A 24,322-nucleotide genomic window follows, 5' to 3' on the forward strand; every position below is an offset into this window, starting at 1 on the left:
GACACGTTCAGGCTCGGATCGTCGGGGAAGGTCCGCTTCAGGGTAGCCGCGATTTCCTGCGGCGACCACTGGCGTTCGCGCAGAAGCTGGCAAACGACATCCCAGAGAACCGAGTCGGGTGCAAGCTTCAGCGTCGGCCGGGCGGCCTGCCGACGAGTGTTGCGGGACGCTTGGGCGACACGCGGGCAGTACAGGCCGTTGGTCTGCGTATTGCGTGCCAGCTCGCGACTCAGTGTCGACGGCGCGCGCTTGAGCTTGCGGGCGATCGCCCGCAAGCTCAAACCCTCGTCCCGCCAGAAATCGATTCGCATACGTTCTTCAGCTCGAAGTTGTTGGTACGTTCTCTTTGCCATTCGCGGACATTACCGGATAGCGAGAGTGTTGCACTTCAGATTTGAGGCCGGCCGTTCCAATTTCTCTCAATTATTTAGGAATACATATGAATGACGTACTGGGAATGAACGTCGAGCAGCTCATGGTCGGCTACCGGCGCCGCTCGTTCTCGCCTGTCGAGGTTATTTGCGCGGTTCTGGACCAGGTCGCGCTCGTCAATCCCCTTGTCAACGGCGTGTGCAGCCTCGACGAGGCCAGCGTGCTGGCCGCCGCGTGCGAGTCGGAGCAACGCTGGATGCGCGGGGAGCCATGTGGATTTCTGGATGGCGTCCCGGTCTCGGTCAAGGACCTCGTCGCCGTGCGCGGACTGCCTACCCGATATGGATCACTCACGTCACCCAGCGCGCCGGCGGCCGATGATGCACCCGCGGTCGCGCGACTGCGACAGGCCGGCGCACTGCTGTTCGGCAAAACCACGACCTCAGAGTTTGGCAACAAGATCGTCACGGACAGCCCGCTCACTGGCATTACCCGTAACCCGTGGGATCGGCGTCTCACGTCCGGCGGGAGCAGCGGCGGATCAGCTGTAGCGGTTGCGCTCGGCATGGGACCGTTGTCGCTGGCCACCGATGGCGGTGGGTCGATCCGCGTCCCAGCATGCTGGAGCGGGGTGGTCGGAATGAAACCGTCGTTCAACCGGGTACCAGCTGGCGCGGCGGTGAGTTGGACTCACCTGTCGACGCTCGGTCCGATCGCGCGTTGCGTAAACGACGCGGCGCTGATGCTGACCGTGATGTCCCGCCAGAGCGATGCTCGAAGACCGGCTTCTGCTTGTTCCGATCTGCGCATCGGTCTGGATGATGGCATCGCCGGATTGCGCATTGCCTATTGCCCGGCGCCTGCGGGTGTGCAGGTTGAGCCTGACATCACCGTGAGTGTCCGTCAGGCGGTGGGCCTGTTCGAAGCGCTCGGGGCACAGGTCGAGGAAACGGATGTGAAGCCGCTGGACGGCTATCTGGAGAGTCGCATGCACGCAATCCAGTGGGCGGTCTTCTTTGCGCAAAGGGCCCGGCAGCTTCCTCCCTCTGCGCGGCCGCAGCTCGATCCGGATGTGTCTGCGTTGGCTGAAGCGGGCGATAGCGTCCTCACTTCGACCTTCGTCGATGCGCTTCAGGCGCGCCACGCGCTCACGGTCGCGATGGCCGCGTTCTTTGAAGACTACGACTTACTGCTCACGCCGACATTCCATTGTGCCCCACCGCTCGCGGAGGGGCGCCCCGAGCACTCGCGCATGGCGCCGCCGTTGACGTCGTGGTGCAACCAGACTGGGTTGCCGGCGGCGAGCGTGCCGTGTGGTTTGCCTGGCGGGTTGCCGACGGGCCTACAGATCATCGGGCCGTCGGGCGGCGATGCGCTGGTGCTGCGCGCGGCACGGGCGTACGAGTCCGCACGTGGCCCGTTTCCGGCTCCACCAGAAGCAATGCAAGGCCAGACTGAGGGCGTGGAGGTACTGACATGAATCCGCCCATCACCAAATTCGTCGTCCACCTCCTCGAGCGGCGCACCGAGTTGCACGTACCGGTTGACCCGCCACATCGGCAGGTCGTGGCGGCAGCAGTTCTCCGATTCGACGACTGGCACGCGGACGCGCCGCTCGCGGCGCTCGAGCCGCTCTATGAACTGGGCGCTGAGCTTGGCACGTTGCTGACCGGACGGGCGCGATGGGCGCTGGATGTCGCGCCGTCGGCAATTCAGGCCTACGGCAAGGCCGCGCTCGTGGGCAGCGCGGTACCGCTCGAATGTGCGGCGGCACTCTTGCATCCCCGTATGGGAAGGGCCATGCGCGAGAGCTTGCCAGGCGCCACGTCGTTGATTCCGTCGGTGACCAAACGTGCCGCGCCAGGCGCATGTGTGGACATTCCGCTCCACGGCAGCACCGACATGTGGAGCTTTGACCACTTTGACACGGTCTCGCTGACGCTCGCCGATGCGCCAGCGCCGAACGAGATCGTGGTGGCGATCGCGCTGGCCGACAGGGGTAGACCGCTCGCGCGTGTGCGACCGGACTGAACAGTGTCGATGCCAAGACGGCACGACACGAACAAGACATCACAAGGAGGAAGGAGACGTCATGCAGGCAAGAAAATTTCGGGGTAGCGCAGGGAGGTGGGCGGTGATGTTGGTCATGTGTACATTCGCGGGGTTCGCACACGCACAATCCTCGGTCTCGTTGTACGGGTTGGCCGACGCATTCGTTGGCGAAGTGCATCCTGCTGGTGCAGCCGGCAACGCGTGGCAAGTCGGTTCTGGCGGGATGACGACTTCGTACTGGGGGATGTCCGGTACGGAGGATCTGGGCGGGGGTATGAAGGCCATCTTTACCCTCGAGAGCTTTTATCGCATCAACGGCGGCCAGGCCGGCTCGTTTCCTGGACAGTCATTTTTCGGGCGAAATGCCTTCGTTGGTCTGAGCGGCCATTTCGGAGCGTTGACGCTGGGGCGTAATACCGCGCCGCTGTTCGTGTCGACGCTGCTGTTCAATCCGTTCGGCAACTCGTTCGTCTTCTCGCCGATTGTCGTGCATAGTTTCCTTGGCTCGGGCATGGGTGCTGCGTCACTCCAGAGCGACACGGCGATCGATAATTCGCTCCTTTATCAGACACCCGAGGTCGCCGGTCTGTCCGGAAGCCTGCTTTACAGCAATGCCGGCGTTGCCGGCCATGCCGGGCAGGCCAACTACAGCGCGAACGTCTTGTATTTCGGCGGCCCGTTTTCGGCGACGGCCGCCGTGCAGAGTCTGCACACGGCATCGCTGTTTCTGAACGGCGCCACTACGCAGACTGCATGGATGGTCGGTGGCGCGTATCGGTGGAGTGTGGTCAAGCTGTTCGCCCAGTACGAGCGCGTGGACAACAACAATCGCGTCACGGACGATACGGTGCAGCTCGGGGCAAGCGTTCGGATAGGGTTAGGAAGCGTACTGATGTCGTGGGCGGGAACGCGGCGGCGACAGTCGGTCGGAGATCATCTCCGTTGGTCGACGCTCGCGCTCGGCTACGACTACCCGTTGTCGAAGCGGACCGATGTGTATGCGGCTTGGCGTTATGACACGATCACAGGTGTGTCGACTGGCAATAGTGTAGGCGCTGGGATGCGGGTCAAGTTCTAAGTTGCGCCGCTTCATTGCAGCAGAACGCAGCCGGGCGGGTATCCGACTTCGGCTGCGTTGCGCACGCATCGATTCGACAGAGCACGGTGCGCTCTGCCTCGACGTGAGGCTCGCGGTATCATGTCCCAACATCATCACGAACACTTCATGGCTCATGGTTTTGCCGAAAGTCCGACGCGCGGGGCGCAAGCCGCTTACCAAAGGCGACCTTCTGCCGTTGCCGACCGCGAAGGTCCGAGCGCTGTCCCTCGAAAATCATATGGCACTGGCCGCTGTAAGGGCTGGTCACGGGGGAGAAGAGCAAATTAGTTGTCTGCTACGGGTCGTCTATCTCGCATTCTATATGCGCAACGAGACGGGAGCGGGGGCGGATTTGAACCTGTACCGGCAAGCCGAGGCCGCTTTGGAGGCCTGCATTGCACGTGCGGAGCAGGGCGCTGCCTGGTTGTTGCTCGATCGCGAGCAGTCCACGATCGAGCAGCTGTTGGTCGTCCATGACGAGCAGTTGGCGGCGGTGCCGATGCACAGGTACTGCACCGCTTGGGAAGACCTTCAACGATTCATGACCGGACAGATCCGGTCACCCATTCCGACGTCGGGCGCGGCGCCGTGAAGCCAAACAGCTTACCGTAAGCGCATCCTGCGATCATCCTTTCAGCCTCCGCGTGACCAATACCACATCGGTCACTGTGGAAAGGTCGCATCGAAACACGATGGCGTTGCCAGGCTTCGCTGCGACGGATCACGAGCATGTCGTGTGCAATCTCTGGAGAGACACCATTTTTAACCGACGGAATGTCCCGTCGGTACGACGGGTTTGGTATCTGGTCATCCTTGCTGCTTGAATGCCTTTCAGTTCCGGCCATGTTCGTGCCGGATATGGAGGGCCAATCATGTCTTGGAATGATGATGGAACACGAACGATCTTGCGCCGCCGACAAGTCGAGCGGTGCACGGGCCTATCGAGATCGACAATCTATAAGCGCATGCGAGACGGAACGTTTCCGCCTGCCATTCCGCTTGGTGGACGAATGGTAGGGTGGCGGGCGACCGATATCGAGCAATTCCTGGCCGATCCGTCGCGATATCGAGCATCACAGGCGCACGAGACGGAGGACAGGGGAGATGGCGGTGAAGCACGATGAGCAATCGCCGTTACTCGATGAGCGTCTTCGCAATTGGGGGCAGTCGAATCGCGGCGCGTACGATCCCAGCGATGCCGAACGTGTAACCCGGGCGTGGCGAACGCTGCAGCCACGACATCGGGAGGTTCTGCGGATGGTCTACCTCTGGCATGCGAGTCGGGAGGTCGTGTGTCGACGACTGAAGATTGTTCGCCATCCACGTCATCTGTTCGATTTCGAACTCCGTGCTGCGCGGTCCGCGCTTGCCCGCGCCCTTGAGGAAGGCAAGTTCACACAGTAGCGTTCGCGGAATGAATGTTCGGCGAGTTCAGTTGCATAGGCGCTCATGCAGAGCGAAGCGCAGGCGCATCGCGATGGTGAGTCGTGGACAAGATCACGTTCTTGCCGAACAAAAAATAAATATAGGAACAGCAAGGAATATTGCGGCGCGACTAGGAACGAGATGCGTTCTGTTGGCGAGCGTCGGCGCTTGAATCGCCGTGACGGCTGACCTACAGTGAAGCCAACAATCTGATCCGGTCAACGTGCGTAGCACGACCGAGTACGCGTTAGCGGCCCCGATGCATCGATGTCTGTGAAAGGCGTGCCGTAGCGCACATGAGAAGGCCTGCGATTGGTTCCCAATCGCAGGCTTTTTGTTTGTTGGTTGGGTTTCAAGATTCCCGTTGAACCCGCGGTGGTCTTTGTAACGCCGCGGGTTCTCTTTTTCATGGACGGCCGTCGACGCTCGGAGCTCATCCGAGGAAAGACGGTCATGAAATCGCTTCTAGTGGCTTCGGCTCATGGTGGTACAGTCAGAACGACGTTCGTGTGTCAGTTCGCCCATTATCTTCGTCTGGTACGTGGATACCGGGTGTTGGTGCTTGATCTGGCCGAGCCGGCATGCAGTGCCATTTCGCTCACACGCGGCACCTGCGCGTGCATGACGAAGTGCCCATCATCCAATGTTCGGCGCAATCGACTGTCTGACACGGCCAGACCGTACATTGGGGTGCTCGCCGCAGCCACCATCGCCGGCATTGCGTATCGGGACGATCCGGTCGGCGCGCGTTGTTACGCCAACTTGCGACACTTGTTGTCCCAGGTCGACGCATTGTTCGACATCTGTCTGATCGATAGTTCACCGTGGCCTGATTTGCGTGCCGTATGCGCGGCAGCGCTCGCGGATGCGCTGATCAGTCCAGTTACGTTGTCACCAGACGCGCTGGAGCCGATCGTTGATTTTGTCAACGGCGAAAAGGGCGTGCGCGATGTACGTGCGCGCCTCAATCCGTCGCTCTGCTTTATCGGAATCGTGCCCAACTGCATCGAGCCGACCTCGCAGCAGACTCGGCGTGGTTGGTTCGAGGTGCCCATGGGCGCATGGCTGGTTCCGCATGACCAAAGTCCAACAGGCCATCTGTTGCTGCCTCGGTTCGACGTCATTCCGCGGGCGCAGGCATGTGGGATATCGGTAGCGGAACTTGTCCAGGGCGATGTGAATGTTCATCGCGAATGGATGGCCATGAGCGCGTGTTTCGATGTGATCGCTCGACGACTCGATGCCATACGCGAGGCCCCGTTGCAGTCGGAATGGAGCGAGGCGTGTCATGTGTAAGTTCACGTCGATTCCGAATATACGTCGAACTGTGCGCTTCGGTGTGGTTTCGCTTGCCGTCGTGCTTGGCACGTTCATGGCGTGGCCCGATGTGACGCATGCGGACGATTGGGGCTGTCAGGTGATGTTGTGTCTGTCTAATCCGGGTGGCCCGGAGCAGTACGCAGAATGCGAACCGCCAATCGAAAGATTATGGGACGCGCTGCGACACGGTGATCCGTTTCCAACTTGCGATTTCGCTACAGGTGGCGCGCGAGGCGGATCGGCGACCAACACGTTCGCCGACGCCAGCTATTGCCGAGAACCCATGTTGTACTGGGCCGGGTCGGAGCAGAGCGAACGCATGTGCCTGGCAATTGGTGCGATCAACGCCAAGGTCGACTATCAACTCGATGATCGTATCTGGCGGCGTGTCGGAAACCAGAGACCGACGGTCACGAAATTCTATGGCGCTGGCAGCGCACCGTCGACCTATGACCTTGGAAATTCGACAGCGGATCACCTGCAGCAGGTCAATCGACTTGGTTGGAGGAATCGATGATGCCGCTCGATTTCTTGTCCATCGCGCAACGCTGTGCGCCGCAGATCGACCCGACCACGATGGCGGCGATCGTGCGGACCGAATCTGGATTCAATCCCTACGCGATTGGCGTCGTACACGGTCGGTTGCGTCGACAGCCATTGAGTGCCGCCGAAGCGGTCGCGACAGCACGTGCGTTGGAGGGGACCGGCTGGAACTTCAGCGTCGGACTCGCGCAGGTGAATCGGGTGAATTGGCCGGCCTACGGCATGACCCCCGAGAACGCGTTTGAGCCGTGCCGCAACTTGGCAGCCGGTGCGGCGATCCTCCACCGTTGTTTTAGCGCGGCGGCGAAGGCCAGCGAGTTCCGTGTACTGACCGATCATCAATCTGATGTCCAAGCCGCTCTGCGTGCGGGCCTGTCCTGCTATGCGAGCGGTAATTTCTCGACCGGCTACCGGACGGGCTACGTACAGCATGTCGTCGAGAACGCCGCGACGCTGAAGTCTTCCGTACCGGAGATCGTGCCTATTCCAGTCTTACCGATCGGTTCTGTGCCGCCTATCCGTTCATCACGCTCTCGATCTTTGATTCAGCAGCCATCGCGACGGGATTACGACGGAGTGGATGCGGTGTCGCCCGCTGCGGATCCGGAGCGCGAACCGGACGCGAGTGCAGTGGTGTTCTAGCTCTTCATTTTAGGAATCAGGTGGTGATCAATCGACGCGGAGTCTGACATGTACTTAGGAATGCGATGCAATAAATTGGTGGTCGATGTGTGGATGGTGAGACTGCTATCCGGGCGAAGCACGGCTCGCGCAATCGCTCTGGCCGCTTCGTCCCTGATGTTCGTTGTTCCGGCATGGGCGCAACTCTCTCAGGTCAATGCGCTGCTGAACATGATCCAGACAACACTGTTGAGCGTCGGCGGCGTGATCTGTTCGATTTCCATTATCTGGGCGGGATTTCGAATGATGTTCCAGCACGCCCGGTTCGGTGATATCGCGAATGTGTTTATCGGCGGCCTGTTCGTCGGTTGCGCGACGGTCATCGCCGGCATGTTGATCCCGACGAGTTGATCCGGGCGGCGCCGAACCATGCACGCACTCAAAGATCCCGTCTTCAAAGGCTGCACGCGTCCCGCGATGCTGTGGGGGGTGCCGCTGGTTCCGTTCCTGATGATCGGCGGCGGCATGCTGATTCCGGCCATATGGGCACTTCTGGCCAGTCCGCCGCTGGGCGTCGCGATCCTCTTTCTGATGATTCCCGTGTTCGTCGCGATGCGGTGGATCACGCGCCATGACGACCAGCGGCTCGCGCAGCACGGGCGACGCGTTCGTATGGCGCTGTGCCAGCGCAATCGCCGCTTCTGGGGCGTGCATGCCTATGTGCCGGTGCGCCTGAAGAGGAGGGCGTGAGATGGCGGGAAAGATGCCGATCGTGTCCGTCGCGAACCGGGAAGTACCGCTTGCCGGCTATATCCCGTACTCGACACATGTGACCGACCACATTATCAAGACGCGTGAAGGCGACTACGTGCAAATCTGGAAGATCGCCGGCATCGCTTTTGAGGCGGCGGATCCAGCCGATATCATCGCGCGGCATGACGGGTTCAACCAGTTCGTGCGTGGACTCGCGGGTGGCCATGTGTCGCTGTGGTCGCATCGTTTGCGTCGGCGGGTGTCGGACCAGTTTTCGACCCAGTACCGCAATCGCTTTTGCGAGGAGCTGGCGACACGCTACTACGGGAGCTTTTCGGGCTACCGGATGATGGCCAACGAGTTGTATCTGACGGTGGTCTACCGGCCAAACCGCACGCGACTGGGACGTGTCTTCAGCCGTGCGGCACGCCGCACGCGCGACGATATCCGACGCGATCAGATCGACGCATTGAAGGTCATGACGGAGCTCGCCGCCCAGGTTGAATCCAGCCTCAAACCGTACGAGCCGATTGCGCTTGGCGTTTATCGCCGGCCCAGCCTCGTCGGGCGGACCTCGCGCCGCTATTCGTCGGCGCTGGAATTGCTCGGCTATCTGGTCAACGGAGTCTGGGAGCGTGAACCAGTGCCTGCCGGCCCGATTCGCGAGGCGCTGCCGATTTCGCGGCTGTTTGTCGGTGCCGAGAAAGTCGAGATTCGTATGCCGACGAAAACGCGCTTCGCGGCGATGCTCGACCTCAAGGATTATCCGGAAGACACCGAACCAGGCATGCTCAACGGCTTGCTGTACGGCGACTTCGAGTATATCGAGACGCAGAGCTTTACGATCCTGGACAAACCCACAGGGAAGGAAGCGCTAGAGCGGCAGCGCAATCAGCTCATCGCCGGCGAAGATGTCGCTGTGTCCCAGGTCGAAGCGATCGACCAGGCGCTCGATGAGCTGATCAACGGGAATTTCGTTCTCGGCGAGTACCACTATTCGCTGGCGGTGCTCGGTGACACGCTGGACGAAGTGTCACGAGGCATCGCCAAAGCCCGTACGCAACTGGCCGATGCCGGCTTCCAGACGGCACTGATCGATCTGGTGGCTGATGCGGCGTGGTTCGCGCAACTGCCGGCCAACTGGCGCTACCGGCCGCGTGAGGTAAAGCTCACGTCGCGCAATTTTTGTGGCCTGGCGAGTCTGCACAACTTCGCGACCGGCAAACGCGACGGTAATCCGTGGGGCGAGGCGATCACGATCGTCAAGACGCCGAGCGGCCAGCCGCTCTATCTGAACTTCCACGCGACACCGGACAAGCAGGACTCGTTCGACGAGAAGGCGCTTGCCAACACCCAGATCATCGGCCGAGCCGGCGCGGGCAAGACGGTGCTCGAGCTATTCCTGCTGGCCATGGCGACCAAGTATGGCATCACAGCCGTGCTGTTTGACAAGGACCGCGGCACGGAGATCGCGATTCGTGCGATGGGTGGGACCTATACGGTATTCCGCCGCGGTGAACCAACTGGGCTGAATCCGTTCCAGATGGCGCCGGATGAACTGGTGATCGACTTTTGGGAGCGCCTTGTGCGCAAACTCGTCGACATCGGTGCGCCGATGTCGGCGAAGGACGAACTCGACATCTCGCGTGCTGTTCGCGAGGTCGCACGTATGGATAAACCGCTGCGCCGCCTGTCGATGGTACGGCAGCTTTTGCCGAACGTCGTTGAAAACAGCTTGCACGCGCGACTGGCGAAATGGTGTGCGGGCGGGCGTCTGGGTTGGGTGTTGGACAATCCGGCCGATCACATCGATCTGGCGCACGCGGACCTGTTTGGTTTCGACGATACCGAGCTGCTGGACGATACCGAGGTGTCGACGCCCGTCACGATGTACCTGCTGCATCGGACCGAGCACTTGATTGACGGTCGACGCTTCATTTACGTGATGACCGAATTCTGGAAGCGGCTCAGCGATCCTGTCTTTACGGATTTCGCCAAAAACAAGCAGAAGACGATCCGCAAACAAAACGGGCTTGGGATTTTCGACACTCAGTCACCGGCCGATGTGTTGCGCAGTGACATCGCGAGTGCGCTGATCGAGCAGAGCGCGACATTCTTCTTCCTGCCGAATCCGCGCGCCGACTACGACGATTACGTGCATGGCTTCAAGCTGACCGAAGCGGAATTCAATATCGTGCGCAACCTGGGCGAGAGCAGCCGCCTGTTCCTCGTCAAGCAAGGCCATCGCTCCGCGATCGGCCGGCTCGATCTCGCCGGGCTCGGCGATGTGCTCGATGTGCTCTCTGGCACGACCGACAACGTGGAATTGCTCGACACGATCCGCGCTCAGGTCGGCGACGCACCGCAGGATTGGCTACCCGTATTCCATGATGAGCTCGCGAAGCGCCGCGCGGCGCAGGTCGGAGCGCGACCGTCTTCAAAGCCAGGTCCGGGAGGTGCGTGATGAGCGGCCTCTTTACCGCCGTGGGTGGCACCCTTGAAAACGGCATGTCGAGCTACGTGACGAATGTGTCGTCGGCGCTTTCCGGGGCACTCGTGCCCGTTGCGACCACGGCCGTGACGATCTGGGCGCTGGCCTATGGTCTCGCGGTGGTACGCGGCGAGGCCCACGAGGCCGTGCCGGCATTTGCTTGGCGAGGGTTGAAAGTGGCGATCACGCTGGCGTTTGCATTGAGCGCTGGGATCTACCAGCAGCACGTCGTTGGTGCGGTCAACGGTGCGACGGCGGGGCTGGCCCAGACAATCCAGAATGCCGCGAACGCGACGGGTGGGGGTAATCCGGGATGCGGCTCGACCAATGGCAGTAGCGTGACGGGGCAGGCTGCTGCGACCAGCATTTATCAGACGCTCGACTGCTACGACCAGCAAGTTGACCTCGTGATGGACGCCTACTTCAGCAAGGCGACGCATGAGGGGATCAGCCCGAGCGGTCTGGCCGCCGCGATGGGGGACTTCCTCTGCGGCCTAATTGCCGCGCTCGGTGGCTCGATCTTTTTGATTGTCCTGGCCTTCGAGGTGGTGATGGCGAGGATGCTGCTCGAACTCGTGCTCGGACTGGGCCCGATCTTCATCGCGTGCGGGGCATTTGCGCCGACCGCGCGGTTTTTCGAAGCGTGGACCGCGAAGCTTGCCAATTACGCGTTGCTGCAGGTGCTTGTCGCAGCGTTCCTCGGTATGGCGCTCACAGCGTTCTCGGCCGAGCTCACCTCGCTCCATGCGACGAGCAGTTCACCCGGTGCCGACTCGTCAGCCCTGATGCAAGCTATTTCCACCTCCCTTGACGATGCCGCTCCGGCCGCCGCCGCGATTGGCATGTTTGCGACCGGCTTGTTCCTCGCGATGGTCGGTTGGCAGTTGCCGTCTGTTGCGGCCGGCCTGTCTGGCGGCGCAACCCTATCGGGTTTTGGGGCGTTTGCGGCTGGCATGGCGTCGCGAAGTCTCGTCACGGCGCTCGGCCGGGTGCTCGTCCGTAACAGACAAGGACCGCGCTCCGGAGGTGAGATTCGCGACCGGACCGGTTTAGGTGGCGGATCGAGTGGTGGATTGGGCGGCGGCGCAGCGCCGGCTTACCAGCGCGTGGCGCGCGCGAATTTGGACCAGCAGAACAGTTGAGAGGGAGGTGACGACCATGAACGGACGAAGCAGATGGTTGCGTGCCGTATGCATGTGGGCGGCGTGGTGCGCCGGCGCTCACGCGCAAGGGATCCCAGTCTATGACGCGCAGAACGTGGTGCAGGCCAGTGCGACTGTCGGTCAGCTCAAGCAGCAGGTGCAGCAGGAAATCCAGATATACCAGTCGACGGTCGGTACACGCGGCTTCGGTGCGCTGCTGAGCAATCCGATCGTCGCGAACTCGTTGCCATCGAACTGGCAGGGCGTCTATACCGCCATCCAGAACGGTGGTTACGCGGGCCTGACCGGCAGCGCGCAGGCGTTGCGCTCGGCCAGTCAGATTTACAACTGCGAGGATCAGACCGGAATCGATCGACAGCTGTGCCAGCGCGCGCTCAACAAGCCCTACCAGGATAAGGCGTTTGGCCTGCAGGCATACCAGACCGAGTTGCAGGAGCTGAACCAGATCCAGAGCTTGGCGCAACAGATCAATGCGACGCAGGATCCGAAGGGCGTGGCCGAGCTACAGGCGCGCATTCAGACGGAATCGACAGCGGTCGGCAACGAGATGACGAAGCTGCAGCTCTTCCGGATGCTGGCCGAGACCGAGGACAAGCTCGTGGCCGAACAGCGGAGCGAACTGGTATTGAGCCGAGCGGGCAAGACCAACCGGCCACAGGACCGTATGGTGCCTGTGTCATTCGGAAACTGAGGTGACGCCATGTTCGAGCTGAGCTCACTGACGTTGGCCGGGTGCCTCGCCTGGAGTCTGGCCGCTTGCAGCAGCGTGCCACCGAAACCCGTGTTGCCGGACGGTTTGCATCGCGTGCCGATCAACCGCGTGCCGCCCGTCCCGGACAGGCCAATCGCGGTGCTCACCGCTCCGAACCAGCCGGCATCGTCGGATGTCGGAGACCGATCATGAACGCGTCGCACGATTATGGCCGCGTGCTCGACATCGAGGCGTCGCTGACTGACCTCCAGGAGCGCTCTGAACGACGTGCGTGGTATGTCGCGTATGCGGCGGTCGGTGTCGCGGTGTTTTGTGCCATTGCGCTTGCGGTGATGGTGCCGTTCTATCGCGTGGTCCCCTTGCCGATCGAGGTCGATCGCCTGACGGGCGAATCCCAGGTGATCGACGTGCTCGACGCGCGCCATGTGCACACAAAGGAAATCCAGGACAAGCACTGGGTCGAGAACTATGTGCGAGCCCGCGAGCGCTACGACTGGGGACTGCTGCAGATGGACTATGACAGCGTGCTCGCGATGAGCGATGACGCCGTCGCCCGCGATTATCGCGGTATTTACAGCGGTCCGGACGCACTGGACCAGCAGTTAGGAGCGAGTATCGAACGGCGCGTCCGGATTCTTTCGATCACGCTGCCACCCGACGAACCGGGCCATGCGGTCGTGCATGTCGAGCGCACGTCGTTCAAGAACGGCGAGGCTCATGCCGAGCCTGCGCAGCGTTTCGTGATCACGCTGGCTTATACCTACCGACCGCCGGTGTTCACACGCGAGAGCGTGGCGATCGCCAATCCGTTCGGCTTCAAGGTCACTGCCTATAGCCGGGATGCGGAATATACGCCATCGGCATCCGCTTCAGGAGCCACGCCATGAGAATACTTATGTTGGCCACCGCGCTGGCGAGCCTACTGTTCGCAGGTGTGGTGCGGGCGGTTGATCTGCCCGGATGGAACAACGACCCGCGTGTCCGCCAGGTGATCTATCGAGCGGATGACGTGGTGCGCGTCGAGGCCCAGCGTGGCTTCGCGACGCACATTGCGTTGGGGCCATACGAGCATATTCAGGTCGTCGCACCCGGAGATCGGGACGGCTGGCAGGTCGTGGCAAACAAGGGCGATCACGACGTGTACCTGAAGCCGCAGCTCGCCGCGCACGACTCGAATCTCGAAATCCGCACCGATCGTCACAGCTACAGCTTCGATCTGGTCGTGCTTCCGCGCAAGTCGAAGTTCGGCAATGGCCGTGTGATGTATCGCGTGACGTTCGTCTATCTGGACGAGTTGGCCAAGCAAGCACAGGGGAATTCGGATGTCGAGCTGGTCGCGAAACGTCTTGCGCAGCCAGCAGCCGTGCGTAACGCACGATATTCGATGCAGGTCATGCCGAACTCCGACGATATCGCACCGACTGCGGCATGGGACGACGGACGCTTTACCTATTTGCGCATTTCGAACAACCGACGCATGCCAGCGATCTTTCGGGTGGCAGACAACGGCACGGAGAGCGTCGTCGACAAGCACATCGACGGCGACACGATCGTTGTGCACGAGGTGGCGAAGCGTTTCGTGTTGCGGCTGGCAGCAGAGGTCGTTGGAATCTGGAACGACGCTTACGACATGGACGGCGTACCGGCCCGTGACGGCACGACGGTCAACGGAGTGAAGCGCGTGCTGCGGAGCCATCGTGATGAATGACGATACCCCGCGCAATGTGATCGAGCCTGACGATGCAGCTGGCTCGCTGTCTGGACACGACCAGGACGAGGGGACATCAAGTATTTCCGCAGATCGCGGTATGCCGGAACTGGGGCAATACCGCGGTGCTCGTCCACGCGCCTGGTGGCTGACGCCGATCGGAATCGTGTTGGTCGTCGGCTTCGGCGCGGTGTGGACCGTGCACGGTTTCCTCGCGCGGCACGATGCCGAAGCGAAGGCGCGGCGCGATGCGGTGGCTGGCACATCTTCTCAGGGACGCCTGTTCAAGGAGCTGCCCGCGTCGTCGGCCGGCGGCCCAGCTTCGGCGCCGGTACCCGCAAGCCCGGTTGCAGTTCTTCCCGCGTCCACGGCGGGGGCACTCGCGCCTGCTCGTACCGTACGCGCTGCAGTTCCTCGCAGCTACTACGACGCGCCGTTGCTCGAAACGGTCGGTAGACAGGGTTCAGCGGGTGGTGAGCCCGGCGTGCTGGAGTCGGATGGGGTGACGGACGCAACTTCCTCAGCTGCAGCAGGTGTCACGAGGGCCGCAGGCGCGTTAGCGCCAGGATCGGGGCAAGCTGGCAGCTCACTCGGTCAGGCGCTGACGCCGAGCGCTACGCCGCGTGTTCAGGCCGGGACGCTCGGCAATCGGAGTCTGGTGCTCGCGCAAGGCGCCAAGATCGACTGCGTGGGCGACACGGCGTTCGACTCGACGGAGGCTGGCCTGTCGACCTGTACCGTGAGCAAGAACGTGTATTCCGACGATGGCAGCGTCGTGCTGATAGAACGGGGTTCGCAGATCAACAGCCAGTACCGCTCGAACCTGTCCCCGGGCCAGAAGCGGGTGTTCGTGCTGTCGGCCCGCATCAAGACGCCCTACGGCGTCACGGTCGAAATCGACTCGCCGGCGGCCGATGCGCTCGGCCGAATGGGTATTGACGGTTATGTGGATAACCACTGGCGCGAGCGCTTCGGCGCGGCGCTGCTGCTCGGCTCAGTTCAGGACGCAATCGGCTATCTGTCTACGCGCGGCGGCAATACCAACGGCTCGGTGGTGTTCCAGAGCACGCAACAGCAGGGTAACGACATGGCCACGCGCGTGCTTGATAGCACGATCAATATTCCGCCGACGCTCACCCAGAACCAGGGTGCGGAGTTCACGATTGTGATTGCACGCGATCTGGACTTCGGATCGGTGTATGCCCTGCAGCCGGAGGGGATGCGATGACGATTCGCGCACACGGGCAGGATTCGTCATGTGACCCCGAACTGGTTCGGCTGCCGGAGGACGCATCGGTTCGTGAACTGATGCGTCCATTTGCGCTGCTGCTCGACGATCCCGACGTGACAGAGTTGGTGATCAATCGGCCACAGCGTGCTTTGACCGAGGACTCGCTCGGCTGGCATGGCCATGATTGCGAGGATCTTGACTTTGACCGGTTGATGTCGTTCGCCGTAGCAGTGGCCACGCTGACCCACCAGGAAATATCGTCTCAGTATCCGGTCCTTTCCGCGCTGCTGCCGAACGATGCACGTATCCAGATCGTGGTGCCGCCGGTCGTGCCGCGGCGAACGGTGTCGGTCACGATCCGTCGTCCGTCCTCCGACGAAAAGACGCTTGATGCGTGTCGTGATGAGGGGTTATTCGACGAGACGGTATGGCGCCGGCCGGACAGACTCGATTCAGCGTTGTCAGCATTGCGAGCCGACGACCGAAAGCTTATCGAAAACCTGGACGCACACGACTGGGGCGCCTTCTTCGACCGCGCTGTCAGGGACCGGCTCAATATCGCGGTGGTCGGCAATACAGGGTCTGGGAAGACCAGTTTCATGAAGACATTGTGCCGTTCGATTCCGGCAACCGAGCGGATCGTGACGATCGAGGACGTTCGCGAGTTGTTTATCCGGCACATCGAGAATTGCGTTCATTTGCAGTACAGCAAGGGCGGGCACGGACACGCTCGCGTAACACCCGCAGATCTGATTGCGAGCGCAATGCGCATGCGTCCGGATCGTGTGCTGCTGGCTGAGTTGCGCGGCGCCGAAGCCTACGACTTCCTGAAGCTCCTGACGACTGGGCATGCGGGTTCGATCACGAGCTATCACGCACCCAATGCAACCGTCGCAATCGAGCGTTTCGCGCTGATGGCGAAGGAACATCCCGAGGCCGCCGCCTGGGACGATGCCGCGCTCAAGAGGCTGCTGTTCCTGACCGTCGATGTTGTTGCGCACATGGAGTCACGCCCGATATTCAATGCGATGGGTGAACAGATCGGTAGGCGCTGGGGCATGACTGAAGTCTGGTTCGATCCGGTGCGTAAGGCGCGCACCGCATTCGTGTAGGGGCGAATATGGACCATATCGCTCCCCCCTTGCTCGAGCATACCCGGACGGCAGCCTTGACGGTGGCGGTGCTGGCTTGCCTGATGGGGGGAATCGCTGCGTCGCTCTGGCTCGCGTCGTTCTTCCTGTATGCCAGTCTGCGAATCAATCCGTTACACGCAGGACTGTGGGGCTGGCTCGATGCGGCGCTGGCATGGCGAGACGGGATGATGCCGAATATCGGCCGCCAACTCGCGGGCGCTGCGCTGTTGGCCGTACTCCTGTCCTTCGGCGGTCCGGTCCTGGGCCTGCATGTGCTACGGGCGGGAGCGAGTCGACGCCGTCTGTATGGCAGCGCGCGCTTTGCGAGCGAGTCAGAAATCCGCCGGGCGGGGCTGCTATGACGACCCGATCCCACCTCAATACTCCGCCGGCGATTGTCGTGGGGGTCTGGCGTGGGCGCTACCTGCGGTTTGCCGGCCAGCAGTTCGTGCTGCTCGCGGCGCCGGCCCGTTCGGGCAAGGGCGTTGGCGTAGTGATCCCGAATCTGCTCACCTTTCCCGATTCGGTCGTCGCGCTCGACGTCAAGCAGGAAAACTATGCTGCCACGGCGGGCTTTCGCCGAGCACATGGGCAGGATGTTTACTTGTTCAACCCGTTTGCCGAGGATGGTCGGACGCATCGTTACAACCCGCTGTCGGCGATCTCCGATGGATTGTTTCGGGTGGGCGACATCCTCGCGATCGGCTACGCGTTGTATCCCGCAGGCGGTCACGACGACTTCTGGAAAGACCAGGCGAGAAATCTGTTCCTCGGCATCGTGCTCCTGCTGTGCGAATGGCGCGACGCACGCCGAGCCGGCAAGGGAGCGTCGATCCCCGACTTTCCCGTCACGATGGGGGAGGTGCTACGCCAATCGTCGGGCAATGGCATGCCGGTCAAGGGCTACTTGCAACGTGCGCTGGTCCGGCACCGTGGGCTGCTCTCGGGGCAATGCATCGATGCCTTGAATCGCTTCCTGTCCAACGACGACAAGGTACTGGCGAGCGTGCTGGCGACGTTCAACGCGCCACTCACAATCTGGGCCAATCCGCTCGTCGACGCGGCGACCAGTGCGAACGATTTCGATTTGCGCGACGTGCGCCGTCGTCGCATGTCGATTTATATCGGCATTACGCCCGACCATCTGTCCGAAGCGGCTTTGCTCATCAATCTTGTGTTCTCGCAGCTCGTCAACCTGAACACGAAGCAACTACCTGAAGCCGATTCCACGCTGCAATTTCAGTGTCTTCTGCTGCTCGATGAGATGACATCGATCGGGAAGATCCAGATCATTGCGCGCGCGGTCGCTTATATGGCGGGCTACAACCTGCGCTTGCTGTCGATCGTCCAGTCGATCGCGCAGCTCGAATCGGTGTACGGGCGGGCTGACGCGCGCACGTTCATTACGAACCATGCAATGCAGATTATCTATGCACCGCGCGAGCAGAAGGACGCGAACGACTATTCGGAAATGCTCGGTACATTCACCGGCCAGTCGCGCAGTGTGAGCCGCTCCAATGTGCTCTTTGGCCGTGGTGGCTCGAGCGAAAGCGTATCGGAACAGCGTCGGCCGTTGCTGTTGCCGCAGGAACTGAAGGAACTGGGGCGTGACAAGGAAATCATCTTGCTCGAAAACACCAAGCCGATCCTGGCCGACAAGATCTGCTACTGGCGCGATCCCGAGTTTGCGTCGCGCGTCCTGCCTGCGCCGTCCGTGCCGGCCCTGAACATGGCCTATTTCAGTGCGGTTGTCGAGCGCCGATTGCGCGATCTGCATCCCGATGAGATCGATCCGGACGGTGCGGGGCTCGTCAGTCTGCCGTCCGAATACCTCGAAGTATTACAGGCATGGGATCCACGTGACCTGCCGCCGAACCTAACCGACATCAGTGAGGAGGACGCCGTGGCTTACGTGGAACGGCATTTCACGCTGCTGGGCGTCCCGGCCAGCAAAGTTGTCCAGGCAAGTCGTCACCTGAGCGTGGCCGATTTGGATGTGGCTGAACTCGATCTTGTTGAATCGGCGCGGCATGCAGCCGCGAGCGGCCCGCTCAGTATGGGAGTCCTGCAATGACGACATCTGAAGTGCATGATGCAGACCGTGCGCGTGCTGCACTTGCGGTGATTCCGGCCGACGACTACGAGACATGGGTCGATATGGCGTTCGCGCTCAAGCAGGGCTTCGGCGATGAAGGTTTTGAAATTTGGGATGCGTGGAGCCGGACGGCCGCCAACTATAACGAGCGTGCGGCTCGGACCACGTGGCGCTCGGTCAGCGCATCGGGTGGCAAGACGCTTGCCACGTTGTTCTGGCAGGCACGCCAGCATGGCTTTGACCTGAAGCGAACGCGTTATCCCGACCGCGTGACAGCCATACCCGCAGCCTCGCCCGAGGTGCTGGCGCAGCGCGCAAAGCAGGAGGAGCAGCGTGAGGCGCGTCATGCAGCAGTAGCTCGCGAGGCAGCATCAATCTGGGCGTGGGCGAGGCCAGTCGGCCCGGAGCATCCCTACCTTGTGCGCAAGCATCTTGATCCGACCTGCACGCTGCGTGAACTGGATGCGCTTGAATTGCGTGCGCTGCTTGGCTATACGCCAGCCAGCGAGGAGGAACCGCTGACGGGGCGTGTGCTGATCCTGCCAGTCTGGAACGGGCCCATCTCGACACTGGAGCTGATCGATGAGCACGGGCGGAAATCGTCGCTGGCCGGCGGTGTGAAAAAGGGCGGGTACTGGATGACGGCGCCAACGCTCGTTTTCGGACACGAATCGCCGCAGATTCTGATCGCAGAGGGCATGGCGACGGCATTGTCCGCGTCACGTGCGACGGACTGGTTCGCAGTGGCGGCGTTGTCGAGCGGGAATCTGAGGCTGGTGGCGCAGAGCCTGCGTGAGAAATTTCCCGATGCGAACCTGATCGTGCTGGGTGAACTAGGTCGCGGTGAGACGCAGGCGCGACAGGCTGCGCAAGCAGCGCAGGCGCACGTGGCTTGGCCGGAGTTTGCTGTTGACGCGTGCATCGACGGCAACGTGCCGAACGACTTCAGCGACATGGCGGTGTTGTCGGGTTTTGATGCCGTCGGCGAATGCCTGCACGCCGCGGTCCGTCTTGTTGAGAAGGCGCATGGTCAACCGGATATCTCCGCCGTATCCGGTACGACAGTATTTGAGGTGGGACAGCATGAGGAGGGCGAAAAGATGGGCAATGTCAAGGAAAAGCTATTAACCGACGACGAAGGGACGCCGCGTCGCCGGTCCTCGAAGCGCAGTACGCCAAAACAGGCTGCACCTGATGTGCCGGCTGCGGATGGCGCGTCCGGTTCGGCACCACCATCGGCGGATCCTTCCGCTGCTGTATCGCCGGCTGTTGCCCCTCCGGTTGCCGATCCGCCGAGGTTTGCATTGTCGCGACCGCCGGTAGGCGAACCGCTGTTCGAGGTGGGCGACGTTCCGATCGAGGTCAGGGCGTTGGCTGAACACCGGTTCGGTTCGCCGCTCAGGATGGCCACGCCGCGCGAGAACGGCGGGCTCTATCGCGGCGAGGTATTCAACACGGAACACTATCTGGTGCAGGAGGTCGCGACGCGTAGTGTCGTGTTCCACCGCAAGGATCAGATGACGTTTGTGTCCGAGCGTCTGAAATGGATGGACGAACACGCGCGGCTGAACGGGGCCGAGTTACAGGTAGGTTACGACGGCGGCCAGCCGAAGGTCTATCCATGGGACCGGGCCCGCGACCTGCTCGAACGCATGGTCGGTTCGCTGAAGAAATCCGCCCGCGAGCTGAATTACAGCCCCAATCTGGAGGGGATGCTCGATCAGTTGCAGGCGAGATCCTGGGCACGCATCCGGGAGGCGCGGGCCACCGCGCTCGAAAAGTCGCGGGAACAGGACGCGTCTCGCGAAACTGGTTCGAGGCCCGACCGATAAGGCTCATCAGTACAGTGTGCACGTGCAATGCCGATCTTGAAAATACGAGGTGGTGACATGGCCCAGAGAATTGCCGCCGATGAAGCCGATCCAGTTATCAACATGATTGAACAGGATTTGACGCGCGATAGTGTCGGTCAGACTGCGTTGGACGAACGTCAGGAGAGGCTGAATCTGACCGCTAAAGAGGCAGTATCGGCCCGGCGCCGACGGGACTTCGACGCTGCCCTGGCTAGATTGCGAGAGAAGGCGATCCGCGATGATGCCACCGTCGCCCAGCATGCCGAGACTTCGTCGCCGAACGGGATACCGGATGAGACGAATCGAGGCCGTGCGCCGCTCGACCAACCGCCTGAACGCGTACGCAAGCGCTACTTGCGCGCGGGCAACCAGTATTTCCTGAAGGACGCACCGTATCAGCTCGCATTTGAAGATCTGGGGCCGTATCTCGTTACCGAGCACAACCGCCCGGACGTAGTCGAGTCCATGATCGACATGGCGCATGCGAAGTCGTGGCGGCGCATTCGAGTGTCCGGGCACGAGGTATTTCGCGGTGAGGCGTGGCTGCAAGGCACGCTGCTCGGCATTGAGGTGAGCGGCTACGAGCCAAAAGCGGCTGATCTGGCGCGTCTGGCGGATGCACGGCAGGCGCGGTTGGACAATCGCATCGAGGTGGCGGCGCACGCCGGATCACCGCCTGTTGCGGACGCACCGGGTCGCCTAGATGATCGAACGATGGTTTCATCCGCGCCTCGCGTCGACGCAAGGATGGCCGTCAACCCATCTCCTTCATTTGCACCACGCCGTCCGGCCGCTTCTGAATCGGCTATTCCCGAGGGAAACCGGAACGGTGCACACGACGAGATCGATGGTCCACGGCGCTACGTCGGGGAACTGCGTGAGCATGGTGGCGCACCATACCAACACAATCCGGCGCGCAGCGGCTCGTATTACGTCGTGTTTCGCGACGAGACTGGAATCGATCAGGTGGTGTGGGGTGTCGATCTCGAGCGCGCGGTGCGTGAAGCGAATGCTCAAATCGGGCAGCAGGTGATGCTCGAGAATCTCGGCAAACGCCTCGTCACGGTTCGAGTGCCGATTTTGAATGACGAAGGACGGGTGATTGGCGAAGACGAGAAAGACGTTTACCGCAATACGTGGCAGGTGGAAGTCGCGCAGCGGGGGCGTGATGTTTCTGTCGCGCGGCAATCAGAAAATCCGCCGGGCGAAGAAGCCCGATCTGCGGATTCACACGTTGCCCCGGTCGGGGAGCCAGAGCTTCAAGGCCGTTACGACGCGCTCAATTCAGAAAAAGAACGGGCACTGCATCTGGCCGTGCTGACGGCAGCTATGCGCGAGCAGGGTTTCAGCCAGCGTTCCATTGCACGGGTACAGAAGCGTGCGGAGCGCATGCTGGTCGCGTTCCAGCGCGAGGGCATCCCGGTACCGACGCCGAAGGTGTTTGATCCGAACGTGCCATCGGACCGGAATCGTCGCAAGCATCAGAGTTCCGAACGCACGCCTACCCGAGAGATCGAGCGAATGCCTGGTGAACCGTCACCGCTATCACCATCTCGCTGAGGTGAATCGTGGTCGGCCGCGAGCGTCTGTGCGTCGAACTCGGTGTACTCAGGTCAGTTTGGGACGACTGGTGCGCTCGTCGCGGTTTGACTGCAGGTGAGGGCGTGCGCCAGTTGGTTGTAACCGCTATCCGTGACGATGCGGCCGGGGAACCTGGCTCGATCTTGTTTGACTTACCTCGACCGGTCGTCGGGGAGCCGCGCACTCGTATCGAAATCCGGCTGACTATTGCAGAACGGAGAGCGGTCGAACGGCGTGCGACGGCGATGGGCCTACACAGTAATCGATGGATCGTGTCACTGATTCGTGCGCAAATGACCGGAGAGCCGCAGTTGGGCGAACCCGAGTTGCACGCCCTCGCGGTATCAAATCAGCGTCTTGCCGAGATCGGCCGGTTGTTGGGCCAACTCGCACGCGCCGACTCGGCAGAGCCGGTGAATCGGGATTTGCGGAGCGAATGGGTGGAGTTGCGCAGCCGCGTTGACGAACACTTGCGTACGACGGCTGCCATCATTCGCGCGAACCTTGATCGATGGAGCCGCTGATATGCCTTACCCGAAAATCTATATCGATGCGATGCTCGTCAACTGGGGTGACCGCCTGTTTCAGGAGCCACTACGACATGCGCGTGCAGCGCGGCTCTCACATGTGGATATTCGCAACGCCGCCGCTCTCGTGCGCGCTCGAGTCGCCCGCACGCTCGGGCGTACACCGGAGGTCATGGTCAAGATCACCAACAAGGCGGCGAGTGCGCAAGGGTTGGGAGCCGTACGTCGACATTTGCGCTATATCTCCCGTAACGGCCGAATCGAACTGGAAGATCAGAACGGCAACCGCATTGAAGGCAAGGATGCGCTGAGCGATCTCATGAAGACCTGGCAACTGGGCGGCTGGGGAATCCCGGAGACCAGTACGCGGCGTGAAACTTTCAATATCCTGCTGTCGATGCCGCCCGGAACGGATCGAAAAGCCGTACGCGATGCGGCGCGCGATTTCGCGGCGCTTGAGTTCGGCGACGGGCGTGCATACGTTTTCGCCGCGCACGAAGATGAAGCGCATCCGCATGTTCATCTGAGCGTCCAGGTACGTGGCCCTAACGGGCGCCGCCTGAATCCGCGGCACAAGGATCTGCAGCGATGGCGCGAGCGCTTTGCGGAGGAACTGCGGGAGTATGGAGTCGAGGCGAATGCGACGCCTCGGCGTGCGCGCGGCATAACGCAACGCTATCCGAAGCAGGCTGTCATTCATATGGTCGCACGCGGCGAAACGCCGAGGTACTGGAAACCGTTGCCGACTGATGCTCAGCGCGATGCACGATGGGGTGCGCAGGGCGGCGTATTCACCGCGTGGCGCGAGATGGCTTACGCGATGGCAAGATCGCGCGTTCGCGAGGATCGCTTGATGGCCGTTGAAATGGCGTACTTCGTGGGGGCCATGCCGGTGCAACAAGAGCGGTCAGTGGTCGCGCGCGATCCGGATAATGGACGTGAGCAGCCAACCTGGCGGGGACCGGACTTAGATCGTTTAGACGACGCGACTCGGGATGTGGAGCGTTGATGTCCGATGCGTGGCGTCTTTTGTTCAACCTGGCCGTGGTCTTCTGGAGTCGTGGAACCAAGGGATGATCCGTTGAACCGGGGGTGTCAGGATTTCCGTGTTCAAGGCGGGTGGAGCAATTACACGGAAGGCCGAACGAATCGATCTGCGTAAAGGATAGCGAATTGGTTCATGGCGGTCTTCCAGGGCAGTTTCAAGGGCGAAGTGCAACACCTCGCGGGTGGGCTATCAAAACATTTTTTGCCATCCATAATTGATTGCCCCCTTTCCGAAAATGGGACTTATATTTCATTAAAATGACCTCCCTGACAGATCAGGGTCTGATTGTGTCGCTTCCACTGCATCTGACCTGCATACGCGCATGCATGGGCACGGCCGTTCGAGGGCACGGGGGTGGACTCGAAATGGAAGCTGGAGTTCCCTGCATACACCAACAGGACTAGTGCTTTGGACCGGGTAAAGACGCTGCTTGAGAGCCTGGACGATGTGATCATCCAGGTGCGTTATACGGCCACCAGTTGAGCGCTCGGCAGCAGCCAAAGACCAGGAAGGGATGCCCCATGAACCCGCTACCCACCGCCACCCCGACGCCGCCGCTGCAGCTCGTCACCGCCGCGTTCCCGAAGGGCGGCGG

24 protein-coding genes and 1 pseudogene are annotated in these 24,322 nt (G+C 61.5%); 24 read left to right on the forward strand and 1 reads right to left on the reverse strand.

Features of this window, described 5'->3' with window-relative positions:
* The coding region (locus KVT39_RS35240; RefSeq protein ID WP_217591259.1) for a helix-turn-helix domain-containing protein at positions 1 to 311 on the reverse strand (311 nt) is incomplete at its 3' end.
* Positions 312 to 439: 128 nt separating this feature from the next.
* On the opposite strand from KVT39_RS35240, the gene KVT39_RS35245 reads away from it, so the two are divergent.
* From KVT39_RS35245 to KVT39_RS38720, 24 genes and pseudogenes are all read left to right on the forward strand, one after another.
* Complete coding sequence (locus tag KVT39_RS35245) at positions 440 to 1,852, forward strand: amidase family protein (RefSeq protein WP_217591260.1); 1,413 nt, start codon at positions 440 to 442, stop codon at positions 1,850 to 1,852.
* Entirely contained in the window at positions 1,849 to 2,403 is a 555-nt protein-coding gene (locus KVT39_RS35250; protein ID WP_111020982.1) for an amino acid synthesis family protein, read from the forward strand. The genes KVT39_RS35245 and KVT39_RS35250 overlap by 4 nt, the downstream gene beginning before the upstream one ends.
* Positions 2,404 to 2,509: 106 nt before the next feature.
* A complete protein-coding gene (locus KVT39_RS35255) occupies positions 2,510 to 3,502 on the forward strand; it encodes a porin (protein ID WP_254640762.1) in 993 nt (330 codons plus the stop codon).
* 154 nt (positions 3,503 to 3,656) lie between these two features.
* The gene (locus tag KVT39_RS35260) at positions 3,657 to 4,115 is read left to right on the forward strand and encodes a hypothetical protein (RefSeq protein WP_217591281.1); all 459 of its coding nucleotides are present in this window, start codon (positions 3,657 to 3,659) and stop codon (positions 4,113 to 4,115) included.
* 280 nt (positions 4,116 to 4,395) lie between these two features.
* The gene (locus KVT39_RS35265) at positions 4,396 to 4,647 is read left to right on the forward strand and encodes an AlpA family transcriptional regulator (RefSeq protein ID WP_081052594.1); all 252 of its coding nucleotides are present in this window, start codon (positions 4,396 to 4,398) and stop codon (positions 4,645 to 4,647) included.
* A gap of 754 nt (positions 4,648 to 5,401) precedes the next feature.
* Entirely contained in the window at positions 5,402 to 6,244 is an 843-nt protein-coding gene (locus KVT39_RS35270) for a ParA family protein (protein ID WP_217591262.1), read from the forward strand.
* Positions 6,245 to 6,320: 76 nt separating this feature from the next.
* Entirely contained in the window at positions 6,321 to 6,785 is a 465-nt protein-coding gene (locus KVT39_RS35275) for a hypothetical protein (RefSeq protein ID WP_254640763.1), read from the forward strand.
* The gene (locus tag KVT39_RS35280; RefSeq protein ID WP_217591264.1) at positions 6,782 to 7,453 is read left to right on the forward strand and encodes a lytic transglycosylase domain-containing protein; all 672 of its coding nucleotides are present in this window, start codon (positions 6,782 to 6,784) and stop codon (positions 7,451 to 7,453) included. Before KVT39_RS35275 ends, KVT39_RS35280 begins: the two co-directional genes overlap by 4 nt.
* A 93-nt stretch (positions 7,454 to 7,546) precedes the next feature.
* A complete protein-coding gene (locus KVT39_RS35285; RefSeq protein ID WP_254640764.1) occupies positions 7,547 to 7,843 on the forward strand; it encodes a TrbC/VirB2 family protein in 297 nt (98 codons plus the stop codon).
* Between the two features lie 18 nt (positions 7,844 to 7,861).
* A complete protein-coding gene (locus KVT39_RS35290; protein ID WP_217591266.1) occupies positions 7,862 to 8,182 on the forward strand; it encodes a type IV secretion system protein VirB3 in 321 nt (106 codons plus the stop codon).
* A 1-nt stretch (position 8,183) separates the two neighbouring features.
* Positions 8,184 to 10,649: a VirB4 family type IV secretion/conjugal transfer ATPase gene (locus KVT39_RS35295; RefSeq protein WP_217591267.1), complete on the forward strand. Its 2,466-nt coding sequence runs from the start codon at positions 8,184 to 8,186 to the stop codon at positions 10,647 to 10,649.
* Positions 10,649 to 11,818: a type IV secretion system protein gene (locus KVT39_RS35300; RefSeq protein WP_217591268.1), complete on the forward strand. Its 1,170-nt coding sequence runs from the start codon at positions 10,649 to 10,651 to the stop codon at positions 11,816 to 11,818. Before KVT39_RS35295 ends, KVT39_RS35300 begins: the two co-directional genes overlap by 1 nt.
* 16 nt (positions 11,819 to 11,834) lie before the next feature.
* A complete protein-coding gene (virB5, locus tag KVT39_RS35305; protein WP_217591269.1) occupies positions 11,835 to 12,530 on the forward strand; it encodes a P-type DNA transfer protein VirB5 in 696 nt (231 codons plus the stop codon).
* A 209-nt stretch (positions 12,531 to 12,739) separates the two neighbouring features.
* Positions 12,740 to 13,438, forward strand: coding sequence for a virB8 family protein (locus KVT39_RS35310; RefSeq protein WP_217591270.1), 699 nt, complete (start codon positions 12,740 to 12,742; stop codon positions 13,436 to 13,438).
* Positions 13,439 to 13,446: 8 nt separating this feature from the next.
* On the forward strand, positions 13,447 to 14,259 hold the full coding sequence (locus KVT39_RS35315) for a TrbG/VirB9 family P-type conjugative transfer protein (protein WP_254640761.1): 813 nt from the start codon (positions 13,447 to 13,449) through the stop codon (positions 14,257 to 14,259).
* Positions 14,252 to 15,487, forward strand: a complete 1,236-nt coding sequence (gene virB10, locus KVT39_RS35320; RefSeq protein ID WP_217591272.1) for a type IV secretion system protein VirB10 — start codon at positions 14,252 to 14,254, stop codon at positions 15,485 to 15,487. Before KVT39_RS35315 ends, virB10 begins: the two co-directional genes overlap by 8 nt.
* Positions 15,484 to 16,602 (forward strand): P-type DNA transfer ATPase VirB11, encoded by a 1,119-nt coding sequence (gene virB11 / locus KVT39_RS35325; RefSeq protein ID WP_217591273.1) that lies wholly within the window; start codon positions 15,484 to 15,486, stop codon positions 16,600 to 16,602. Before virB10 ends, virB11 begins: the two co-directional genes overlap by 4 nt.
* Before the next feature lie 8 nt (positions 16,603 to 16,610).
* Entirely contained in the window at positions 16,611 to 16,985 is a 375-nt protein-coding gene (locus KVT39_RS35330) for a hypothetical protein (RefSeq protein ID WP_217591274.1), read from the forward strand.
* On the forward strand, positions 16,982 to 18,697 hold the full coding sequence (locus tag KVT39_RS35335) for a type IV secretory system conjugative DNA transfer family protein (protein ID WP_217591275.1): 1,716 nt from the start codon (positions 16,982 to 16,984) through the stop codon (positions 18,695 to 18,697). Before KVT39_RS35330 ends, KVT39_RS35335 begins: the two co-directional genes overlap by 4 nt.
* Positions 18,694 to 20,550, forward strand: a complete 1,857-nt coding sequence (locus KVT39_RS35340; RefSeq protein ID WP_217591276.1) for a PriCT-2 domain-containing protein — start codon at positions 18,694 to 18,696, stop codon at positions 20,548 to 20,550. Before KVT39_RS35335 ends, KVT39_RS35340 begins: the two co-directional genes overlap by 4 nt.
* 57 nt (positions 20,551 to 20,607) lie before the next feature.
* Positions 20,608 to 22,131, forward strand: coding sequence for an LPD7 domain-containing protein (locus tag KVT39_RS35345; protein ID WP_217591277.1), 1,524 nt, complete (start codon positions 20,608 to 20,610; stop codon positions 22,129 to 22,131).
* Between the two features lie 104 nt (positions 22,132 to 22,235).
* Positions 22,236 to 22,676, forward strand: a complete 441-nt coding sequence (locus KVT39_RS35350; RefSeq protein WP_368858958.1) for a plasmid stabilization protein — start codon at positions 22,236 to 22,238, stop codon at positions 22,674 to 22,676.
* A 1-nt stretch (position 22,677) separates the two neighbouring features.
* The gene (locus KVT39_RS35355) at positions 22,678 to 23,688 is read left to right on the forward strand and encodes a relaxase/mobilization nuclease domain-containing protein (protein WP_217591279.1); all 1,011 of its coding nucleotides are present in this window, start codon (positions 22,678 to 22,680) and stop codon (positions 23,686 to 23,688) included.
* A 387-nt stretch (positions 23,689 to 24,075) separates the two neighbouring features.
* Positions 24,076 to 24,210, forward strand: a pseudogene (locus KVT39_RS38720) (hypothetical protein); the annotation flags it as partial.
* Between the last annotated feature and the right edge of the window lie 112 nt (positions 24,211 to 24,322).

The organism is Burkholderia sp. GbtcB21 (genome assembly GCF_019091065.1).
Classification (GTDB): Bacteria; Pseudomonadota; Gammaproteobacteria; order Burkholderiales; family Burkholderiaceae; genus Burkholderia; species Burkholderia pyrrocinia_C.

Bases quoted from the DNA above. Each gene is read 5' to 3' on its own strand.
- KVT39_RS35245 (WP_217591260.1), top strand. From the start codon at position 440: ATGAATGACGTACTGGGAATGAACGTCGAGCAGCTCATGGTCGGCTAC.
- KVT39_RS35250 (WP_111020982.1), top strand. From the start codon at position 1,849: ATGAATCCGCCCATCACCAAATTCGTCGTCCACCTCCTCGAGCGGCGC.
- KVT39_RS35255 (WP_254640762.1), top strand. From the start codon at position 2,510: ATGTTGGTCATGTGTACATTCGCGGGGTTCGCACACGCACAATCCTCG.
- KVT39_RS35260 (WP_217591281.1), top strand. From the start codon at position 3,657: ATGGTTTTGCCGAAAGTCCGACGCGCGGGGCGCAAGCCGCTTACCAAA.
- KVT39_RS35265 (WP_081052594.1), top strand. From the start codon at position 4,396: ATGTCTTGGAATGATGATGGAACACGAACGATCTTGCGCCGCCGACAA.
- KVT39_RS35270 (WP_217591262.1), top strand. From the start codon at position 5,402: ATGAAATCGCTTCTAGTGGCTTCGGCTCATGGTGGTACAGTCAGAACG.
- KVT39_RS35275 (WP_254640763.1), top strand. From the start codon at position 6,321: ATGGCGTGGCCCGATGTGACGCATGCGGACGATTGGGGCTGTCAGGTG.
- KVT39_RS35280 (WP_217591264.1), top strand. From the start codon at position 6,782: ATGATGCCGCTCGATTTCTTGTCCATCGCGCAACGCTGTGCGCCGCAG.
- KVT39_RS35285 (WP_254640764.1), top strand. From the start codon at position 7,547: ATGGTGAGACTGCTATCCGGGCGAAGCACGGCTCGCGCAATCGCTCTG.
- KVT39_RS35290 (WP_217591266.1), top strand. From the start codon at position 7,862: ATGCACGCACTCAAAGATCCCGTCTTCAAAGGCTGCACGCGTCCCGCG.
- KVT39_RS35295 (WP_217591267.1), top strand. From the start codon at position 8,184: ATGGCGGGAAAGATGCCGATCGTGTCCGTCGCGAACCGGGAAGTACCG.
- KVT39_RS35300 (WP_217591268.1), top strand. From the start codon at position 10,649: ATGAGCGGCCTCTTTACCGCCGTGGGTGGCACCCTTGAAAACGGCATG.
- virB5 (WP_217591269.1), top strand. From the start codon at position 11,835: ATGAACGGACGAAGCAGATGGTTGCGTGCCGTATGCATGTGGGCGGCG.
- KVT39_RS35310 (WP_217591270.1), top strand. From the start codon at position 12,740: ATGAACGCGTCGCACGATTATGGCCGCGTGCTCGACATCGAGGCGTCG.
- KVT39_RS35315 (WP_254640761.1), top strand. From the start codon at position 13,447: ATGTTGGCCACCGCGCTGGCGAGCCTACTGTTCGCAGGTGTGGTGCGG.
- virB10 (WP_217591272.1), top strand. From the start codon at position 14,252: ATGAATGACGATACCCCGCGCAATGTGATCGAGCCTGACGATGCAGCT.
- virB11 (WP_217591273.1), top strand. From the start codon at position 15,484: ATGACGATTCGCGCACACGGGCAGGATTCGTCATGTGACCCCGAACTG.
- KVT39_RS35330 (WP_217591274.1), top strand. From the start codon at position 16,611: ATGGACCATATCGCTCCCCCCTTGCTCGAGCATACCCGGACGGCAGCC.
- KVT39_RS35335 (WP_217591275.1), top strand. From the start codon at position 16,982: ATGACGACCCGATCCCACCTCAATACTCCGCCGGCGATTGTCGTGGGG.
- KVT39_RS35340 (WP_217591276.1), top strand. From the start codon at position 18,694: ATGACGACATCTGAAGTGCATGATGCAGACCGTGCGCGTGCTGCACTT.
- KVT39_RS35345 (WP_217591277.1), top strand. From the start codon at position 20,608: ATGGCCCAGAGAATTGCCGCCGATGAAGCCGATCCAGTTATCAACATG.
- KVT39_RS35355 (WP_217591279.1), top strand. From the start codon at position 22,678: ATGCCTTACCCGAAAATCTATATCGATGCGATGCTCGTCAACTGGGGT.